Consider the following 17,190-nt stretch of genomic DNA (forward strand, 5'->3'; position numbering starts at 1 on the left):
CGGCCGCCGTCGGCGCGGCCGCTGGCATGGCCGGCATGGTTCCGTTCGCCTGGCTGCCGCCCGACCCCGCGCTGCGCCTCGCCGCATGGACCGCGCTCGGGCTCGCGGCGGTGACGCTGGCGGTACTGCTGCAGGTGCTCGCGGTCTCCGCGCTCGCCACGCGCGAGCGCCGGCGGCGCGAGGCCTTCGAACGCCGCTGGCGGCCGCGTCTGGCGCAGGCGAGCATCACCGGCGACGCCGTGATCGACCTGCCGGCGCCGCGTGGCCGCCAGCGCCTGTGGTGGCTGATGCTCTGGAACCGCATGCAGCGCCAGCTGCGTGGCCAGGCCGGTGATCGTCTCAATGCGCTGCTCCGCGCGCTCGGCCTCGACGGGTACGCCCTGCGCCTGCTGCGCCGGCCGGGCGTGCGCGGCCGGCTCGTCGCGCTGGAGACGCTGCGGCACCTGGGCGACGACGCGCACTGGCGCGCTGTCGCACCGGTGGTGGAGGCGGGCAATCCCTTCGTCGCGCTCGCCGCTGCGCACGCGCTGATCGACATCGACCCCCCGCGCGCGATGCGCCGGCTGTTGCCGGTCGCGCTGCGGCGCGACGACTGGGGCGGCCAGCGGCTGGCGAGCCTGTGCCGCCACGCCGGGCGCGAGGCGGTCACCCCGGCGCTCCTCGACGCGCTGGACGGCGCCGACCCCGCGCGCACGGCGCGACTCCGCCCGCTGCTCGCGGCCGCCGATCCCGCGCGCATCGCCCCCTGGGCGCGCGACTGCATGCGCGGCGATCCCGACCCGCGCAACCGCCAGGCCGCGGTGCAGGCGCTCGGCGAGCTCACCGATCCGCGCGACCACGCCCTGCTCGCGGCGATGCTCGTCGACGACGACCCGGGCGTGCGCCTGGCCGCGGTGGACGCGCTTGCGCGCCAGGGCCGCGCCGACGACGTCGACGTGCTCGTCCCCTTGCTCGCGGACCGCAGCTGGTGGGTGCGGCGGCGCGCGGCCGACACGCTCGTCGCGCTGCCACGCATCAGCGAGGCGCAGCTGCAGGCGCTGGTGCCGGCGATCGAGGACCGCTACGGCCGCGAGGCACTCGCCCGCGCGCTCGCCGAGCGCAACGCGGAAGCATCGCCGTGACCGAGCGGATCATCCTCGCCGCGCAGATCTTCTTCATCGGCTACTTCGTGCTGCTCAACGGCGGCTACCTGCTGCTGAACATCCTCTCGATGTTCTCGTTGCGCAGCTACATGCGCCAGCGCGCCGAGTACGGCACCGACGCGCCCTACCTGGGCATCGAGCCGCCGATCTCGCTGCTGGTGCCCGGCTTCAACGAGGAGGCGACGATCCGCACCTCGGTGCGCTCGATGCTGCAGCTGCAGTACCCGGACTTCGAGGTGGTGGTCATCAACGACGGCTCGAAGGACCGCACGCTCGAGGTGCTGATCGAGGAATTCGAGCTCGTCCCGCATCCGGAGGTGGTCCGCAACGCGGTGCCGCACAAGCCGATCCGCGGCGTGTACCGCTCCCTGCGCTATTCGAACCTGCGCGTGGTGGACAAGGAGAACGGCGGCAAGGCCGATGCGCTCAACGTCGGCATCTGCCTCGCGCGGCATGCGCTGTTCTGCGCGGTCGACGCCGATTCGATCCTGCAGCGCGACTCGCTGCTGCGCGTGGTGCAGCCCTTCATCGAGGACGGCCGCACCGTGGCCGCCGGCGGCACCGTGCGCATCGCCAACGGCTCGGAAGTGCGCGGCGGCTTCCTCGTCAAATCCGGCCTGCCGACCAACCTGCTCGCGCGTCTGCAGATCGTCGAATACCTGCGCGCCTTCCTGTTCGGGCGGCTCGGCTGGTCGCCGGTCAATGGCGTGCTGATCATCTCCGGCGCGTTCGGCCTGTTCGACCGCGCGAAGGTGGAGGCCGTCGGCGGCTACCGCACCGACACCGTCGGCGAGGACATGGAGCTCGTGGTGCGCCTGCACCGCTGGCACCGCGAGCATCGCGTGCCCTACCGCATCCGCTATCTGCCCGATCCGATCTGCTGGACCGAATGCCCGGAGGACGCCGGCACGCTCGGCCGCCAGCGCAGCCGCTGGCAGCGCGGTCTCGCCGAGAGCCTGGTCTTCCATCCGCCGTGGCGCTTCGGCTGGCGCGCCGGCGCCGCGGGCTGGCTCGCCTGGCCGTTCATGGCGCTGTTCGAATGGATCGGGCCGATCATCGAACTGTGCGGCTACGTCTTCATGATCGTCGGCTGGCTGCTCGGGATCATCTCGCCGGTCGCGCTCGTGGTGTTCCTCTCGGTCGCGATCGGCATGGGCATCCTGCTGTCGGTCAACGGCCTGCTGCTGGAGACGCTGTCCTTCCGCGTCTACGACCGCGGCCGCGACATGCTGGTGCTGTTCGCGATGGCGGTGCTGGAGAACTTCGGCTACCGCCAGCTCAACACGTTCTGGCGCGTGCGCGGCATGTGGCAATGGATCGCGCGGCGCAAGCACCAGTGGGGTGCGATGAAACGCAGCGGGCGCTGGGGCCAGGCCTGAGGCGCGCGCCGCGTCCCGCCCTTCAGCCGCGCTCCTGCATGCCGCGGACCCGCCGCAGCAGCAGCCCGCGCGGCATCAGCGGGGCGAGGGCGAGCTGCAGGCGCGTGGCCAGCGGCACGCCGCCGTACACGCGCCGGCGTCCCGCGCGCATCGCCGCATAGGCCTCGCGCGCGACCTGTGCCGGTTCGGCGACCCGGCCGCGGAACAGCGGCGTGTCCTCCAGCCCGCCGCGTGCGGCAAAGCCCGTGCGGGTGGCGCCGGGCAGCAGCGTGGTGACGTGCACGCCGGTACCGCGCAGCTCCTCCGAGAGCGCGTCGCCGAGCGAGAGCACGTAGGCCTTGGTCGCGTAGTAGACCGCCTGCAGCGGGCCGGGGACGAGCGCGGCGGTCGAGGCCACGTTGAGCACGTGCCCGCGCCCGGCGCGGACCATGCGCGGCAGCAGGCTGCGCGTGAGCTCGGTGAGGGCGCGGACGTTGAGGTCGATCATCGCCGCGTCGTCGCTCCAGTCGCGCTCGCAGAACAGGCCATGCCCGCCGAAGCCGGCGTTGTTGACCAGGATGGTCGGCGCCAGGCCGCGCGCATCGAGCGTCTCCACCAGCTCGGCCACCGCGCCGGGCGCGGCGAGGTCGCGGGCGAGCACCTGCACGTCCGCCGCGCCGGCCGCCCTCAACTCGATGGCCACGCGCGCGAGCGCGGCCTCGCCGCGGGCGACGAGCACGAGGCGCCCGCCGTGGCGGGCATGCTCGCGGGCGATCTCCAGGCCGATGCCGGACGAGGCACCGGTGACGAGGGCGAGGTCGGTCATGGCAGGGCTCCTGAGGAAGAGCGCCATCATCGCGCGGGCGATTGCACGGAAAAACCGGCTCTCGCTGGATGGGTCTTGTAGTCGTGCTAAACAATGACGATGGCCAGCCGCTTCGAGCGCCTCGATGTCTTCCTCGCCGTCGCCGATACCGGCGGCTTCACCGCAGCCGCGCGTCGTCTGGGCGTCACGCCCGGCGCGGTGAGCCAGGCGATCCGCGCGCTCGAGACCCGCCTGGGCGTGCTCCTCTTCGCCCGCACCACCCGCCGCGTGGCCCTCACGGATGCCGGCCGGGCCCTCGCGGAACGCCTGCGCCCCGTGGCGGCCGAGGTGGACGATGCGCTCGCTGCGGTCGGCCGCGGCGTGGCCGGCGGCCGGCTGCGCCTGACGGTGCCGCGCGCGGTGGTCGGCCCGCTGGTCGCGCCGGCGATGACCCGTCTCCGACGCGCCTGGCCCGGGCTCGCGCTGGAGATCTCGGTCAGCGACCTGCCGGTGGACCTGCTCGCCGAGGGTTTCGACGCGGGCCTGCGCCTGGGCGACGCCGTGCAGCGCGACATGGTCGCCGTCCCGCTCACGCCGCCCCTGGCGTGGACGCTCGCCGCCGCGCCCGCGCTGTTCGACGGCCGGCCCGCGCCGGCGTCGCCGGACGCCCTGCCCGATTGGCCGACGATCGCCTACCGCCTGCCCGGCTCGGGGCAGGTCGAGCCCTGGGACCTCGAGCGCGACGGCCGCCGCCTGCGCGTGCAGCCCGATGGCGGGCTGGTGCTCGACGACCGCGACCTGCTGCTCGCGGCGCTGCGCGACGGCCTCGGGATCGGGCTGGTCGACCGCGCGGGCATCGCGGACGACGTCGCCGGCGGCCGGCTGGTCACCGTGCTCGACGGCTGGGTGCCGGACACGCCCGGGCTGTCGCTCTATTTCCCGATGCGCAGCCAGTCGCAGCCCAAGCTGCGGGCGCTGATCGACGTGCTGCGCGCGGTAGCGGCCGAGATCGAGCTGCCGCGGTGACGTACGCAGCCGCACGGCCACTGCGCATGAGCTGATGGCCGTCCGGGTTTTGCCGCGTCCCGACGCAGGCGCGACAATGCGCGGCCCCGCGATCCCCGTATCGCCCCGCATGCGCCCGCGCATGCCTGTCCGCGAGAACCCCATGTCGAAGACCCCGAAGATCCTCTACACGCTCACCGACGAAGCCCCGTTCCTCGCCACGGCCTCGCTGCTGCCGATCGTGGAGGCCTTTGCCGGCACTGCCGGGATCGCGGTGGAGACGCGCGACATCTCGCTCGCCGGCCGCATCCTCGCGCAGTTCCCGGAAGTCCTCGGCGACCGCGCGGTGAAGGACGACCTCGCCGAGCTCGGCCAGCTGGCGACCACGCCGGACGCGAACATCATCAAGCTGCCGAACATCTCGGCCTCGGTGCCGCAGCTCAAGGCGGCGATCAAGGAGTTGCAGGCCGCCGGCTATCCGCTGCCCGATTACGCCGACGAGCCGTCGACCGACGCCGAGCGCGACGCCCGCGCCCGCTACGCGCGCGTGATGGGCTCCGCGGTGAACCCGGTACTTCGCGAAGGCAACTCCGACCGCCGCGCGCCGGCCTCGGTGAAGGCGTTCGCGCGCAAGCATCCGCATCGCATGGGCAAGTGGAGCGCGGAGTCGAAGTCGCACGTCGCGCATATGGACGGCGGTGATTTCTACGGCAGCGAGAAATCGACCACCGTCGCCGATGCCACGACCGTGCGCATCGAATTCGTCGGCGCCGACGGCGCGACGCGCGTGCTGAAGGAGAAGACCGCATTGCAGGCCGGCGAGGTGATCGACGCCGCGGTGCTGTCCACCACCAGGCTCGCTGCGTTCATCGACGCGCAGATCGAGGACGCCAAGGCGCAGGGCGTGCTGTTCTCGCTGCACCTGAAGGCCACGATGATGAAGGTCTCCGACCCGATCCTGTTCGGCGTCGTGGTCAAGCGCTTCTACCGCGTCGCGCTCGAAAAGCATGCCGAGGCGCTCGACCGCATCGGCTTCGATGCGAACAACGGCATCGGCGACCTCTATGCGCGCCTGCCGCAGCTCGACGACGCCACGCGCACCGCGATCGAGGCCGACCTCCAGGCCGTCTACGCCGACCGCCCGGCGCTCGCGATGGTGAACTCCGACAAGGGCATCACCAACCTGCACGTGCCGTCCGACGTGATCGTCGACGCCTCGATGCCGGCGATGATCCGCGACAGTGGCGGCATGTGGAATGCGCAAGGAAAGCTGCAGGACGCCAAGGCGGTGATTCCCGACCGCTCGTACGCCGGCATCTACCAAGCGGTGATCGACGACTGCCGCGCGAACGGCGCGTTCGACCCGGCGTCGATGGGCTCGGTGCCGAACGTCGGCCTGATGGCGCAGAAGGCCGAGGAATACGGCTCGCACGACAAGACCTTCCAGCTCGACGCGGCCGGCACCGTGCGCGTGGTCGACGGCGACGGCAACGTGCTGCTCGAGCAGCCGGTCGAGGCCGGCGACATCTTCCGCATGTGCCAGACGAAGGACGCGCCGATCCGCGACTGGGTGCGCCTGGCCGTCGAGCGCGCGCGCCTGTCGAACACGCCGGCGATCTTCTGGCTCGATGCGAACCGCGCGCACGATGCGCAGCTGATCGCGAAGGTCGAGGGCTACCTCAAGGATCACGACACGAGCGGGCTCGACCTCCGCATCCTGTCGCCGGTCGAGGCGATGAAGGCCTCGCTCTCGCGCATCCGTGCCGGCCAGGACACCATCTCGGTCACCGGCAATGTGCTGCGCGACTACCTCACCGACCTGTTCCCGATCATGGAGCTCGGCACGAGCGCCAAGATGCTCTCGATCGTCCCGCTGATGGCGGGCGGCGGCCTGTTCGAGACCGGCGCGGGCGGCTCCGCGCCCAAGCACGTGCAGCAGTTCACCGAGGAGAACTACCTGCGATGGGATTCGCTCGGCGAGTTCCTCGCGCTCGCCGCCTCGCTCGAGCACCTGGCCAACTTCGCATCGATGCCGCGTGCGCAGGTGCTCGCCGACGCGCTCGACCGTGCCAATGCGCAGATCCTCGACAACAACCGGTCGCCCGCGCGCAAGGTCGGCGAGCTCGACAACCGCGGCAGCCACTTCTACCTCGCCCAGTACTGGGCGCAGGCGCTCGCGTCGCAGACGCAGGATGCGGAGCTCGCCGCGCTGTTCGCGCCGGTGGCGAAGGCGCTGACGGAGAACGAGACGCAGATCCTGCAGGAGCTGGTCGACGTGCAGGGCCGCGGCGTCGACATCGGCGGCTACTACAAGCCCGACATGGCCAAGCTCGCCACCGCGATGCGCCCGAGCGCGACGCTCAACGCGGCGATCGACGCCCTGCGCGGCTGAGCCCAAGGCCGGCGGCGCGCTCCCTGCGCCGCCGGCCCTCGCCCCCGACGGGCGTCACTCGAAGAAGTACTCCTCGAAGTCCTGGTCCACCCAAGGGAACAGGTCGTCCTCGCGGGTCCGCTCGGTCGGCACCGCCGCATGCGGGACCGTGGCACCCGCATGCAGGCGTCCATAGCGCCGCCGCGCACGCGCGCCGTAGCTCGCCCGCGCGCCGCGCTGCGGCTCGACGCTTACCAGTCCGTGACTTCGAAACAGTTCCATGCGACCTCCTGCCCGATCGATGCGTGCAGGCTAGGCCGCGCGCATGACAGCACGATGCCGCGCGGATGACGGATCGGCGGCAGGCAGCCGACGGAGCGCGCGGTCGAGGCGCGCGGTGGCGCCCGGCGGCCCGGGCGCATGGTGCGGGTCAGCGGGTCAGCGCGTCGGCGACGCCCGCGGGTGGCGCCGGAGGGCCGGGCTACTCCTCGGTATAGGGGTTCCCGTCGCGGCCGCCGTCCGACGGCGCATCGACGGGCGCCTCGGCCTCGGACGGCGCCGCCGGAGCGCGCGCGCGAGCCTCGTCGCCGCGCACATAGGGCGAGTCCCCGTTCTCCGCCTGCTGGCGGCGCAGCTCCGCGACCTGCACCGCACCTTCGTCGGCGCTCATCCGGTACTTGGGTGCGATGTGCGGCATCAGCAGCCGCGCCCAGGCGCCCGTCACGCGGCGCGACTCGTCCGGGCAGCGCAGTGCGCGCTCCTCGGGCAGGCCGCTGCGCGTCACCACGCGCAGGTAGCGGCCCGGATCGCTGCCATAGAGCAGGCACAGCGTATTGAAGTAGCGCTGCTCGCCGAGCGAATGCTCGTCGGCGAAATGCCCGAGGTCGTAGCCGGCCTCGGCGCCGCCGGCCGCGACGAAGAAGTTCGCCGCCATCTGCAGCTGCCGCGCGACGTCCTCCGGGCTCTCGGCCGGGTCGATCGCGCGCAGCATCAGCATCGTGGCGAGCTGGTCGGCGGCATCCTCCTCGCGCCCGGTCGTGCTCAGGTCGAGCTGGTCGATGAGCGCATGGCCGAGCTCGTGCAGCACGATGAAGCGCAGGTTCGCGCGCAGGTAGTCGACCGCGAAGCCGTCATCGAGCTGCTTCTCGGTCTGCAGCCGGTGGCCGTGGCGCAGGAGGGTGTCGATCATCTCGTAGCACAGCACCACCTCCGCCTTGTCCGGGTTGTAGAAGGCGTTGACCTGCCGGCATTCCGCGGTGAGGAGCTTGAGCGGGCGTGGCAGCACGAGCATGCCGCTCAGCCCGCGCACCTCGGGCAGGCGCGTGAACAGGTCGACGTCGCGCGCGAGGCGGTAGGGCTCGAGCAGCGCCTCGTCACGCGGGGCGACGTACTCCACGAGGAAGCGCGTGCCTTCGGCGGCTTCGGTCTCGGCCTCGGGCGCATGCGCGGGCGGCGCCATCGTGGCGACCGGGGTGGGCTTGGCCGTCGGCGGCGGCGCGACGATCTTCGGGGTCGCCGGGCGGCGTGACCACTCGCTGTAGCCCCAGGCGGCGGAGACTCCGAGCAGGGCGAGGGTGAGGACGGCGATCGCGAGCTTCTGGAACATCGACACTCCCTGTCGTAATGCTGCGCACGGCCGATTCCGTGGCCCGCCCGCATGGTAGCCGGCGTGCGGCGGACGCGGAATCCCGCCGCTTGCAGTAGGCTCGCCGCTCCCCCTTTCCGGAGCCCCCGCGATGACCGCCTCCCGCCTCAGCCTGCTGCTCGCCTGCTGCCTGCTCCCGCTCGGCTGCGCCACCGCGCCGGCCGACGGCGGCGCGCCGATGGTCACCAATGCGATGGGTGCCGCGCTCGACGAGGCGATCGCCGGCAGCTGGCGCAGCCCCGAGAATCGCGCGCGCGACGTCTGGCGCCATCCGAAGGAGACGCTCTCCTTCTTCATGGTCCGCCCGGACCAGACCGTCATCGAGATCACCCCCGGTGGCGGCTGGTACAGCGAGATCCTGGCGCCCTACCTGCGCGACGACGGCCGCTACGTCGCGGCGGTGATCGACCCCGCGGGCGAGACCAACGAGCGCGCGCGCGACTACTACGCCAAGGGCCTCGCGGACCTGCGTGCGAAGTTCGCCGGCGACGCCGCGCGCTTCGATCGCGCGCAGATCGTCCCGTTCAACCAGAAGGCGCCCGTGTTCGGCGCGACCAATTCCGCGGACGTCGTGCTCACCTTCCGCAACGTGCACAACTGGCGCATGAGCGGGAACGCCGAGGCGATGTTCAAGGGCTTCTTCGACGTGCTCAAGCCGGGCGGCGTGCTCGGCGTGGTGGAGCACCGCGCGAAGGCCGACGTACCGGCCACCGACAAGTCCGGCTACGTGGGCCAGGCGCAGGTGATCGCGATGGCGCAGGCCGCGGGCTTCGTGCTCGACGGGCAGAGCGAGGTCAATGCCAATCCGAAGGACACCAAGGACCATCCGAACGGCGTCTGGATGCTGCCGCCGGCCAATCGCCACGATGCGAAGGACGCCGCGAAGTACAAGGCGATCGGCGAGAGCGACCGAATGACGCTGCGCTTCGTCAAGCCGCGTGCCTGAGCCCCGCGCGAACGGCGTCGCACCGCTGGGCGAGGCGCGCATGCGCCTCGCGCGCATCACCCGTCGCGGCGCCGGCATGACGCTCGCGGCCGCGGCGTACTGGGCCGCGCTCGCGGGCGTGATCGTCGCCGCCCGGCCGGAGGCGCCGACGCGTGCGCTGCTGTTCGTGCTCGGCGGCGCGCTCGCGTACCCGATCGGCTACGCGGTCAACCGCGCGCTCGGCGGCGACCTGACCGCGCGCGGCAGCGCGTTCCGAGGCCTGGTCGGTGCGATCACCGCGAGCCAGGCGCTCGGCTGGCCGGTCGTGCTCGTGCTGCTCCTGCGCGTGCCGGCGCTCGTGCCGCTCGCGATCGCCGCGCTGATGGGCGCGCACTACCTGCCCTACGCCTGGCTCTACCGCGCGCCGGCCTATGCCGCGCTCGGCATCGTGTCGGTGGCCGCGGCCACGACGGCGGAACTCGTCTGGCCCGGCCGCGCGGACCTGATGATCGCGGCGACGCTCGCGCTGCTGCATGCCGTCGCCGGCCTGCGCGTCGCCCGCATGCGCGATCTGCCGGCCGCCTGAGGCCCGCCCGTCGCCGTGCTGATCGCCTTCAACAAGCCGTACGGCGTGCTCTCGCAGTTCACCGACCGCAGCACGCCGCCGCGCCCGACGCTCGCCGGCTTCGGCCTGCCGCCGGACGTCTATCCCGCCGGGCGCCTCGACCACGACAGCGAGGGGCTGCTGCTGCTCACCGACGACGGCGGCCTCGCGCACCGCCTCACCGATCCGCGTCACAAGGAAGCCAAGACCTACTGGGTGCAGGTCGAGGGCGAGCCGCAGGCGGCGCAGCTCGAGACGCTGCAACGCGGCGTCCTCCTCAACGACGGGCCGACGCGTCCGGCGCAGGCCCGGCGCATCGACGCGCCCGCGCTGTGGCCGCGCGATCCGCCGGTGCGCTACCGCAAGACGGTGCCCGACGCGTGGCTCGAGCTGGTGATCCGCGAAGGCCGCAACCGGCAGGTGCGCCGCATGACCGCGGCGGTCGGGCTGCCCACGCTGCGCCTGGTGCGCGTGGCGATCGGCGTGCATCGGCTCGGCGATCTCGCGCCCGGCGCATGGCGTGATGCCGGCTCACGGCAGTGAACCGTTCACCGATCCTGAATAGGGCGCACGGCATAACATCGTGACGCTCTGCTAAGGTCGGGCGCTTACCCCGAGTCGACGGACCGGCTCGTTTCGCGAGGATGCATGGCCAGTCAGACCGGTACCGCCGCCAAGATCCTGGTCGTCGACGATCAGCCGGCCAACCTTCGGGTGGTCGGCATGCTTCTGTCGCGCCAGGGTTACCAAGTGGTGACCGCGGAGAACGGCCCGAAGGCGCTCGAGATCTGCGAGAGCGATCCGCCGGACCTCGTGCTGCTCGACATGATGATGCCGGGCATGGACGGCTTCCAGGTGATGGAGGAGATGCGCGCCGGCGCCGCGCCGCCGAGCCTGCCCGTCGTGTTCGTGACCGCCGCGCAGGATCGCGACCTGCTGCTGCGCGCCTTCGATGCCGGCGCGGTCGACTACGTCACCAAGCCCTTCCTGCCCGAGGAGCTGCTCGCGCGCGTGTCCGCGCACGTCGGGCTCAAGCTCACCCGCGACCGCCTCGAGCGCGTGGCGCGCGAGCGCGAGGAGCTCGTCAACCTCGTCGCGCATGACCTCAAGAACCCGCTCTCCTCGGTGCTGTTCGCGAGCGAGATGCTGATCTCCGGCGCGACCAAGCCCGAGCGCGTGCCGCGCTACATGACGATGATCCACGAGAGCGCGACCGATGCGCTCGGCTACATCCGCCAGTACCTCGAGAACACCGCACGCGGCGACGACGGCGCGACCGCGCAGCGCGCCTCGCTCACCGACACCATCGACTGGCTGGTGCAGCGCTACGAGTACCAGCTCGAATCCAAGGGGATCCGCGTGACCGTCACGCGCCCGCCCGGGGACATCGGGGTGCGCATCGACGAGCGCGTGCTGCGCCAGGTCAGCGAGAACCTCGTGACCAATGCGATGAAGTACGCACCGGGCAGCGAGCTGCTGATCGCGGGTCGCACGGGTGCACCGGGCTTCGGGCAGCTGGTGGTCGAGGACCGCGGCCCGGGTATTCCCGCGCACAAGCAGCGCGAGCTGTTCAAGCCGTTCGTGCGCCTGCACGACGGCGACGACGGCATCTCCTCGGGCCTCGGCCTGTCGCTCGCCAAGCAGATCGTGCAGAAGGCCGGCGGCCAGCTCTGGTACGAGGATCGCGAGGGCGGTGGCGCGCGCTTCGTGATCGAGCTGCCGCAGGCCTGAGCGCGCCGCGTGTAAGGTGTGCGGCCCTGCATCGCCGGACCCGTCGTGAAGCCCAGCCCCCTGCACCTGAAGGCCGACTGGCAGTACGAGGAAAGCGGGGCACGCCAGCATTACGTGATCGAGGCCTGGCTCGAAGGCCAGCGTGCCGGCCGCGCCTACGGCTGGTACGAGCCCGGTGCGCGCTTCGTGCTGGAGAAGATCGAGATGGAGCGCGCGCAGCGTTCGAAGGGCTACGGCACGGCGGTGATCGAGCAGCTGCGTGCGAAGGCGCGCGAGCGCGGCTGCACGGAGTTCGTCATCCAGGGCGTGCGCGTCGCGAACCGGCGCGCGATCAAGCTGTACGAATCGCTCGGCGCCGTGCCGCAGCCGACCTCGCCACAGCTGGTGTCCTTCATCATCGCCCCACCGTAGCCGCGGCCGCCCGTGCGTCGCAGCACGCCAGGAGAGTACGCATGGAAGAGCGAGTCCGACGCGCAATCGTCCTGCAGCCGGGCCAGGGCCGCTCCTATGCGATGGGCGGGATGTCGGCAGTGTTCAAAGCCGACCAGGTCGAGACCGCGCATCGCTATTCGATCTCCGAATGGTGGCTGGAGCCCGGCACACAAGGCCCCGACGCGCATTCGCACGACGAGGACGACGTCTTCTACGTGCTCGAAGGCACGATGAGCTTCCTGCTCGACGGCGCCTGGGTCGACTGCCCGAAGGGCGCCTTCGTGCTGGCGCCGGGCGGCGCGGTGCACGACTTCCGCAACGCCGGCGACGTCCGGGCAGGCGTACTCAACATCAGCGTGCCGGGCGGCTTCGAGGCGCACATGGGCGCCATCGTCGACTGGTTCGCGGCGCATCCGCCGGGACGCGTGTCGGGCTGACCATCCAACGCGGTCGCTGCGGGATCGCGGGTCTGCCATCGGCATTCGCCCACTTGTCGCATGCATCGATCGGGTCCCATGCGCCGCATGCCCGGCCGTGGGCTCGCGCCCGAAAACGACGCTGCCGGCGCGAGGCCGGCAGCGTGGATGGAGCGACGAGGAACTCAGTGCTCGGTACGCGGCTCGCGCGAGGCGGTGCTGCGCGACCGGCTGCCGCTGCTGCGGCGTGCGGTGCCCGTGCTACGGCTGCCGCGACGGCTCGACCCGCCTTCCTCGCGACGCGCCTCGATGCGCTTCGCGCTGCCTTCGAGGGTCTGGCCCTTGCCGTCCTCGGCATTGCGTGCACGGCGACGCGCGGCGTACCAGACCAGGCCGGCGCCGGCGAGGGTGGCGACCGCGATCACCGGATTGCGACGTACGAGCATCAGCCCGGCCTTCGCACCGGCGCGCGCGGCGCCGAGCTTCATGCCGGTGTCGAGGAGCGAGGACGCCTTCGGCGCCATCGTGCGCAGCGCATCGCCCGCCTGGCTCGCCAGATCGAGCGCGCGTTCGGGCAGAAGATCCAACTTGCTCATGTGGGAGGTCCTGCAGGGAATCGATGGCCAGTCTCCACCCGCTTTCGTTGAAGCGGCGTGAGCCCAGTCCGCCGATGCTGAACGGCCGCTTGCCGTCGTCCATTCGCATCGGCGTGCGGGCGCTCTCAACTGCGCATCGACATCCGCTGCAGCGCGAAAGCGTGGACGAGCGATCTGCGGTGTCGAGAACGCGTCGTGGACTGCGCGGTCGAAAAATACTACGGCGCTGGGGCAGTCGATCGCCGCTTAGCGGCTACACCACGACCGAACCGGCCCAGCGTTGCGGCCGCCACGTCACCGTCGCCACCCGGTCGGCCGACGTAGTCGCTCATCCGCCGCGTGGCTTGGCGCGGTGCGTCGCCCGGGCACTCCAGGGATCCTCCGGCCACGGATGCTTCGGGTAGCGGCCCTTCATCTCCTTGCGCACCTCCGGGTACGTGCGCTCCCAGAAGCCGCGCAGGTCCTGCGTGACCTGCAGCGGGCGGCCCGCGGGCGAGAGCAGGTGGAGGGTGAGGGGGACGCGGCCGTCGACGATGCGCGGCGTGTCGGCGAGGCCGAACAGCTCCTGCAGCTTCACCGCCAGCACCGGGGGCAACGGCTGGCCGTCGGGATCGGTGGCGTAGGTGATCGCGCGCTCCATGCCCGAGGGCACGGCGATGCGGACGGGCGCGAGGCGGTCGATGCGCTGGCGCTGCGACCAGTCGACGCGCGCGCGCAGGGCGTCGCCGAACGCGGATTGGTCGAGTGCGTCGAGCCGCGTGCGTCCGTGCAGGGCCGGGCGCAGCCAGTCATCGAGCGTGGCGAGCAGTGCGACGTCGGCCAGATCCGGCAGCGCGCCCGGATCATCGACCGGCAGCGGCGCCCATGCGCGCAGGCAGCGCACGCGCTCGCGCCACTGGCGCAGGGCGTCGGTCCAGGGCAATGCATCGAGCCCGAGCTGGCGCACGGCATCGATGAGCGCGTCGGCGCAGCGCGCGGGGTCTGGCCGGGGCAGCGGCCGCGACTCGAGCACGATGTGGTCGAAGCGCCGCTCGCGCACGGCGGCGATCGCGCGCGCGGCATCGTCCCAGTACACGCGGTCCTCGCCGACGAAACGCGCGGGGAAGTCGCGTTCGAGGCGATGCTCGTCGACCGGCGCGGCCTGCAGGATGCGCGCGTCGCGAGCCTCGTCGCGCAACTCGTTGACCACGAGCCACGGTTCGCCGTGCAGCGCGCTCGCATCGAACAGGCGCACGGTGCGCCCCGTCGCAAGCTGGTAGCGCAGCGGATCGGTCGCGTGTCGGCGCGCGATGCGATCGGGGAAGGCATGCACGAGCACATCGCCGAGTGCATGCGCGGGGAGGCTGCGCGGCGGCGTGGCGTCGAGCCGCAGGCGACGGCGCCACTGCTTCGCCGCCTGGTCGATCTGCGCGAGGCCGGCGCGCGAGGCCTCGGGCGGCGTGCGGCCCTCGCGGAACGCGGCGAGCGCCTGCCACCGGTGCGCGAGCGCGTCGCTGCGCGGCAGCCCGGGCGCGGCACGCAGCGGGTCGCGCGCCTCGATCAGCGCGGCGAGGTCGCAGGCGAGCGCCTGCTCGCGCGGGTCGGTCGGGGCGATCAGCATCGCGGCGAGCCGTGGATGCGTGCCGAGCGCGAGCATGCGCCGGCCGGGCGGGGTGACCTGCGCGCCGTCGAGCGCGCCGAGCCGCGCGAGCAGGTCGCGCGCGGCGCCGAGCGCACCCGGCGGCGGCGCATCAAGGAAGCGCAGGTCGCCACCGCCCCAGAGCGCGAGCTCGAGCGCGAGCGCGGACAGGTCGACCTGCGCGATCTCCGGCCGGCGCTGCGGCTCCAGCCGCTGCGACTGCGGCCACAGGCGATACGCCCAGCCGTCGGCGACGCGGCCCGCGCGGCCCGCGCGCTGGTCGGCGGATGCCTGCGCGATCGGCACGACGTCGAGCCGCGCGAAGCCGCTCACGGGATCGAAGCGCGGCTCGCGCGCGAGGCCGGTGTCGATCACCACGCGCACGCCGGGCAGGGTGACGCTCGACTCGGCGACGTTGGTCGCCAGCACCACGCGGCGCCGCGCATCCGCCGCGGGCTGCAGCACGCGCGACTGCTGCTCGACGGGCAGCTCGCCGTGCAGGGCGAGCACGTCGGCATCGACGTGGCCGAGCAACGCATCGACGCGCGCGATCTCGCGCTGCCCGGGCAGGAAGACCAGCACGTCGCCCGGATGCGCGGCCAAGGCATGCTCGACCGCGCGCCGCACCTGGTGCTCGAGCGCCTCGTCGCGGCGTGCCGGGAAATGCGCGATCTCGACGGGATGGCTGCGACCTTCGCTCGACAGCCTCGGCGCGTCGAGGAACTGCGCGAGCCGTTCGCCGTCGAGCGTGGCGGACATGACCACGAGGCGCAGGTCGTCGCGCACCTGCGCCTGCACGTCGAGCGCGAGGGCGAGGCCGAGGTCGGCGGCCAGGTGTCGCTCGTGGAATTCGTCGAAGACGATCGCCCCGATGCCCTCGAGCATCGGATCGTCCTGCAGCATGCGCGTGAGGATGCCCTCGGTGACGACCTCGATTCGCGTGGACGCCGAGACGCGGCTCTCGAAGCGGATGCGGTAGCCGACGGTCGCACCAACGTCCTCGCCGCGCCGCGAGGCCATGAAGCCGGCCGCGGCACGTGCGGCGACGCGGCGCGGCTCGAGCATCAGGATCTTCCGGCCCGCGAGCCACTCGGCTTCGAGCAGCGCGGGCGGCACCTGCGTGGTCTTGCCCGCGCCGGGCGGCGCCTCCAGCACCAGGCGCGGATGCGCCGCGAGGCTCTCGCGGATGCGCGGCAGCAGGGGATCGATGGGGAACGCCACCGCGCGATTCTATCGGTCGCGCCCGCGGTGCCCGGCTAAAATCACGCGATGGAACTGATCGACATCGGCGCGAACCTCACCCACGAGTCCTTCGACCGCGACCGCGACGCCGTGCTCGCGCGCGCGCGCGCGGCCGGCGTCTCGCAGCTCGTCGTCACCGGCGCGAGCCGCGAGCATTCGCCGAAGGCCGTCGAGCTCGCGCGCGCCCATCCCGGCGTGCTGTTCGCCACCGCCGGCGTGCATCCGCACCACGCGGTCGAATACACCGCCGGATGCGATGCCGAGATGCGCGCATTGCTCGCCCACGACGAGGTCGTCGCGGTCGGTGAGTGCGGCCTCGACTATTTCCGTGACTTCTCTCCGCGCCCGGCGCAACGTCGCGCGTTCGAGATGCAGCTGCAGGTCGCGGTCGACACCGGCAAGCCGTTGTTCCTGCACCAGCGCGATGCGCACGAGGACTTCGTGGCGATCATGAAGAACTTCGAGGGCCGTATCGGCCCGTGCGTGGTGCACTGCTTCACCGGCACGCGCGAAGAAGCGTTCGCGTATCTGGACCGCGACTGGCACATCGGCATCACCGGCTGGCTGTGTGACGAGCGCCGCGGCCAGCACCTGCGCGAGATCGTGCCGCACCTGCCGGCCAGCCGGTTGATGGTGGAGACCGACGCGCCCTACCTGCTGCCGCGCACGCTGAAACCGTCGCCGAAGGACCGCCGCAACGAGCCGGCGTTCCTGCCGCACATCGTCGAGGAGCTCGCGCGCGACCGCGGCGAGGCGGTCGACACCGCGGCAGCCGCGACGACCTCGACCGCGCGCGCCTTCTTCCGCCTTCCGCCCGCGCGCTGACCCATGCGCCAGTCGATCGCGCTCGTTACCCTGGTCGTGCGCGATTTCGACGAGGCGCTCGATTTCTACGTCGGCCGGCTCGGCTTTTCGCTCGTCGAGGATCGCGACATGCCCGAGCAGGGCAAGCGCTGGGTGGTGGTCGCGCCGCCCGGATCGACGGGCACCGGACTGCTGCTCGCGCGCGCGTCGACGCCGGAGCAGGCCGCGCGCATCGGCGACGCGACCGGCGGGCGCGTCGCGTTGTTCCTGCATACCGACGACTTCGACCGCGACTACCGGCGCTACCTCGCGGCCGGCGTCGAATTCGTGCGCCCGCCGAGCGTGCAGCCCTACGGCACGGTCGCGGTGTTTCGCGACCTCTACGGCACGCTGTGGGACCTGATCGGCCCGGGCGCCGTTGGCTGAGCGGCACTGGGGCGGCCACGTACCGTCCCGTATCCTTGCGGCCTCCACGGGCACGACGCCCGACTCGACT

17 protein-coding genes are annotated in these 17,190 nt (G+C 72.3%); 12 read left to right on the forward strand and 5 right to left on the reverse strand.

Annotation, left to right across the window (positions count from 1 at the left end):
* The first annotated feature begins 26 nt into the window (after positions 1-26).
* Both ACYVJJ_RS10855 and ACYVJJ_RS10860 read left to right on the forward strand, forming a co-directional pair.
* Complete coding sequence (locus ACYVJJ_RS10855; RefSeq protein ID WP_460833501.1) at positions 27-1,121, forward strand: HEAT repeat domain-containing protein; 1,095 nt, start codon at positions 27-29, stop codon at positions 1,119-1,121.
* Complete coding sequence (locus tag ACYVJJ_RS10860; RefSeq protein ID WP_460833502.1) at positions 1,118-2,521, forward strand: glycosyltransferase family 2 protein; 1,404 nt, start codon at positions 1,118-1,120, stop codon at positions 2,519-2,521. Before ACYVJJ_RS10855 ends, ACYVJJ_RS10860 begins: the two co-directional genes overlap by 4 nt.
* Before the next feature lie 22 nt (positions 2,522-2,543).
* Here the strand turns inward: ACYVJJ_RS10860 and ACYVJJ_RS10865 are convergent, their stop codons facing one another.
* Positions 2,544-3,326, reverse strand: coding sequence for an SDR family NAD(P)-dependent oxidoreductase (locus ACYVJJ_RS10865; protein ID WP_460833504.1), 783 nt, complete (start codon positions 3,324-3,326; stop codon positions 2,544-2,546).
* A gap of 99 nt (positions 3,327-3,425) precedes the next feature.
* On the opposite strand from ACYVJJ_RS10865, the gene ACYVJJ_RS10870 reads away from it, so the two are divergent.
* Both ACYVJJ_RS10870 and ACYVJJ_RS10875 read left to right on the forward strand, forming a co-directional pair.
* Positions 3,426-4,331, forward strand: a complete 906-nt coding sequence (locus tag ACYVJJ_RS10870) for a LysR family transcriptional regulator (RefSeq protein ID WP_460833506.1) — start codon at positions 3,426-3,428, stop codon at positions 4,329-4,331.
* A 142-nt stretch (positions 4,332-4,473) separates the two neighbouring features.
* Positions 4,474-6,702: an NADP-dependent isocitrate dehydrogenase gene (locus ACYVJJ_RS10875; RefSeq protein WP_460833507.1), complete on the forward strand. Its 2,229-nt coding sequence runs from the start codon at positions 4,474-4,476 to the stop codon at positions 6,700-6,702.
* Between the two features lie 54 nt (positions 6,703-6,756).
* Here ACYVJJ_RS10875 and ACYVJJ_RS10880 read toward each other — a convergent pair whose 3' ends face one another.
* Complete coding sequence (locus tag ACYVJJ_RS10880; RefSeq protein WP_460833509.1) at positions 6,757-6,963, reverse strand: hypothetical protein; 207 nt, start codon at positions 6,961-6,963, stop codon at positions 6,757-6,759.
* Positions 6,964-7,162: 199 nt separating this feature from the next.
* Positions 7,163-8,287 carry a DUF4344 domain-containing metallopeptidase gene (locus ACYVJJ_RS10885; RefSeq protein WP_460833510.1) on the reverse strand — a complete coding sequence of 375 codons (1,125 nt, stop codon included), beginning with the start codon at positions 8,285-8,287 and terminating at the stop codon, positions 7,163-7,165.
* A 130-nt stretch (positions 8,288-8,417) separates the two neighbouring features.
* Here ACYVJJ_RS10885 and ACYVJJ_RS10890 point away from each other — a divergent pair, with 130 nt between their 5' ends.
* The 6 genes from ACYVJJ_RS10890 to ACYVJJ_RS10915 all read left to right on the forward strand — a co-directional run bounded on the left by ACYVJJ_RS10890 (position 8,418) and on the right by ACYVJJ_RS10915 (position 12,455).
* Positions 8,418-9,272, forward strand: a complete 855-nt coding sequence (locus tag ACYVJJ_RS10890) for a class I SAM-dependent methyltransferase (protein ID WP_460833512.1) — start codon at positions 8,418-8,420, stop codon at positions 9,270-9,272.
* A complete protein-coding gene (locus ACYVJJ_RS10895; RefSeq protein ID WP_460833513.1) occupies positions 9,265-9,837 on the forward strand; it encodes a DUF7010 family protein in 573 nt (190 codons plus the stop codon). The genes ACYVJJ_RS10890 and ACYVJJ_RS10895 overlap by 8 nt, the downstream gene beginning before the upstream one ends.
* Positions 9,838-9,852: 15 nt before the next feature.
* Complete coding sequence (locus ACYVJJ_RS10900) at positions 9,853-10,398, forward strand: pseudouridine synthase (protein WP_460833515.1); 546 nt, start codon at positions 9,853-9,855, stop codon at positions 10,396-10,398.
* 105 nt (positions 10,399-10,503) lie between these two features.
* Positions 10,504-11,586, forward strand: coding sequence for a hybrid sensor histidine kinase/response regulator (locus ACYVJJ_RS10905; RefSeq protein ID WP_460833517.1), 1,083 nt, complete (start codon positions 10,504-10,506; stop codon positions 11,584-11,586).
* Positions 11,587-11,631: 45 nt separating this feature from the next.
* The gene (locus tag ACYVJJ_RS10910; protein WP_460833519.1) at positions 11,632-11,997 is read left to right on the forward strand and encodes a GNAT family N-acetyltransferase; all 366 of its coding nucleotides are present in this window, start codon (positions 11,632-11,634) and stop codon (positions 11,995-11,997) included.
* 41 nt (positions 11,998-12,038) lie between these two features.
* Positions 12,039-12,455: a cupin domain-containing protein gene (locus ACYVJJ_RS10915; protein ID WP_460833521.1), complete on the forward strand. Its 417-nt coding sequence runs from the start codon at positions 12,039-12,041 to the stop codon at positions 12,453-12,455.
* 164 nt (positions 12,456-12,619) lie between these two features.
* On the opposite strand, the gene ACYVJJ_RS10920 is transcribed toward ACYVJJ_RS10915, so the two are convergent.
* Positions 12,620-13,030 carry a hypothetical protein gene (locus ACYVJJ_RS10920; protein WP_460833522.1) on the reverse strand — a complete coding sequence of 137 codons (411 nt, stop codon included), beginning with the start codon at positions 13,028-13,030 and terminating at the stop codon, positions 12,620-12,622.
* 328 nt (positions 13,031-13,358) lie between these two features.
* Positions 13,359-15,869 carry an ATP-dependent helicase HrpB gene (hrpB, locus tag ACYVJJ_RS10925; protein ID WP_460833524.1) on the reverse strand — a complete coding sequence of 837 codons (2,511 nt, stop codon included), beginning with the start codon at positions 15,867-15,869 and terminating at the stop codon, positions 13,359-13,361.
* Between the two features lie 48 nt (positions 15,870-15,917).
* Here hrpB and ACYVJJ_RS10930 point away from each other — a divergent pair, with 48 nt between their 5' ends.
* Together ACYVJJ_RS10930 and ACYVJJ_RS10935 are read left to right on the forward strand one after the other, a co-directional pair.
* Positions 15,918-16,715 carry a TatD family hydrolase gene (locus ACYVJJ_RS10930; RefSeq protein ID WP_460833526.1) on the forward strand — a complete coding sequence of 266 codons (798 nt, stop codon included), beginning with the start codon at positions 15,918-15,920 and terminating at the stop codon, positions 16,713-16,715.
* Positions 16,716-16,718: 3 nt separating this feature from the next.
* Positions 16,719-17,120 (forward strand): VOC family protein, encoded by a 402-nt coding sequence (locus tag ACYVJJ_RS10935; protein ID WP_460833527.1) that lies wholly within the window; start codon positions 16,719-16,721, stop codon positions 17,118-17,120.
* Positions 17,121-17,190 lie beyond the last annotated feature (70 nt).

This window comes from Lysobacter humi (ex Lee et al. 2017), from assembly GCF_054781815.1.

Bases quoted from the DNA above. Each gene is read 5' to 3' on its own strand.
- ACYVJJ_RS10880 (WP_460833509.1), bottom strand. From the start codon at position 6,963: ATGGAACTGTTTCGAAGTCACGGACTGGTAAGCGTCGAGCCGCAGCGC.
- ACYVJJ_RS10920 (WP_460833522.1), bottom strand. From the start codon at position 13,030: ATGAGCAAGTTGGATCTTCTGCCCGAACGCGCGCTCGATCTGGCGAGC.
- ACYVJJ_RS10915 (WP_460833521.1), top strand. From the start codon at position 12,039: ATGGAAGAGCGAGTCCGACGCGCAATCGTCCTGCAGCCGGGCCAGGGC.
- ACYVJJ_RS10890 (WP_460833512.1), top strand. From the start codon at position 8,418: ATGACCGCCTCCCGCCTCAGCCTGCTGCTCGCCTGCTGCCTGCTCCCG.
- ACYVJJ_RS10905 (WP_460833517.1), top strand. From the start codon at position 10,504: ATGGCCAGTCAGACCGGTACCGCCGCCAAGATCCTGGTCGTCGACGAT.
- ACYVJJ_RS10870 (WP_460833506.1), top strand. From the start codon at position 3,426: ATGGCCAGCCGCTTCGAGCGCCTCGATGTCTTCCTCGCCGTCGCCGAT.
- ACYVJJ_RS10930 (WP_460833526.1), top strand. From the start codon at position 15,918: ATGGAACTGATCGACATCGGCGCGAACCTCACCCACGAGTCCTTCGAC.
- ACYVJJ_RS10935 (WP_460833527.1), top strand. From the start codon at position 16,719: ATGCGCCAGTCGATCGCGCTCGTTACCCTGGTCGTGCGCGATTTCGAC.
- ACYVJJ_RS10855 (WP_460833501.1), top strand. From the start codon at position 27: ATGGCCGGCATGGTTCCGTTCGCCTGGCTGCCGCCCGACCCCGCGCTG.
- ACYVJJ_RS10885 (WP_460833510.1), bottom strand. From the start codon at position 8,287: ATGTTCCAGAAGCTCGCGATCGCCGTCCTCACCCTCGCCCTGCTCGGA.
- ACYVJJ_RS10865 (WP_460833504.1), bottom strand. From the start codon at position 3,326: ATGACCGACCTCGCCCTCGTCACCGGTGCCTCGTCCGGCATCGGCCTG.
- ACYVJJ_RS10875 (WP_460833507.1), top strand. From the start codon at position 4,474: ATGTCGAAGACCCCGAAGATCCTCTACACGCTCACCGACGAAGCCCCG.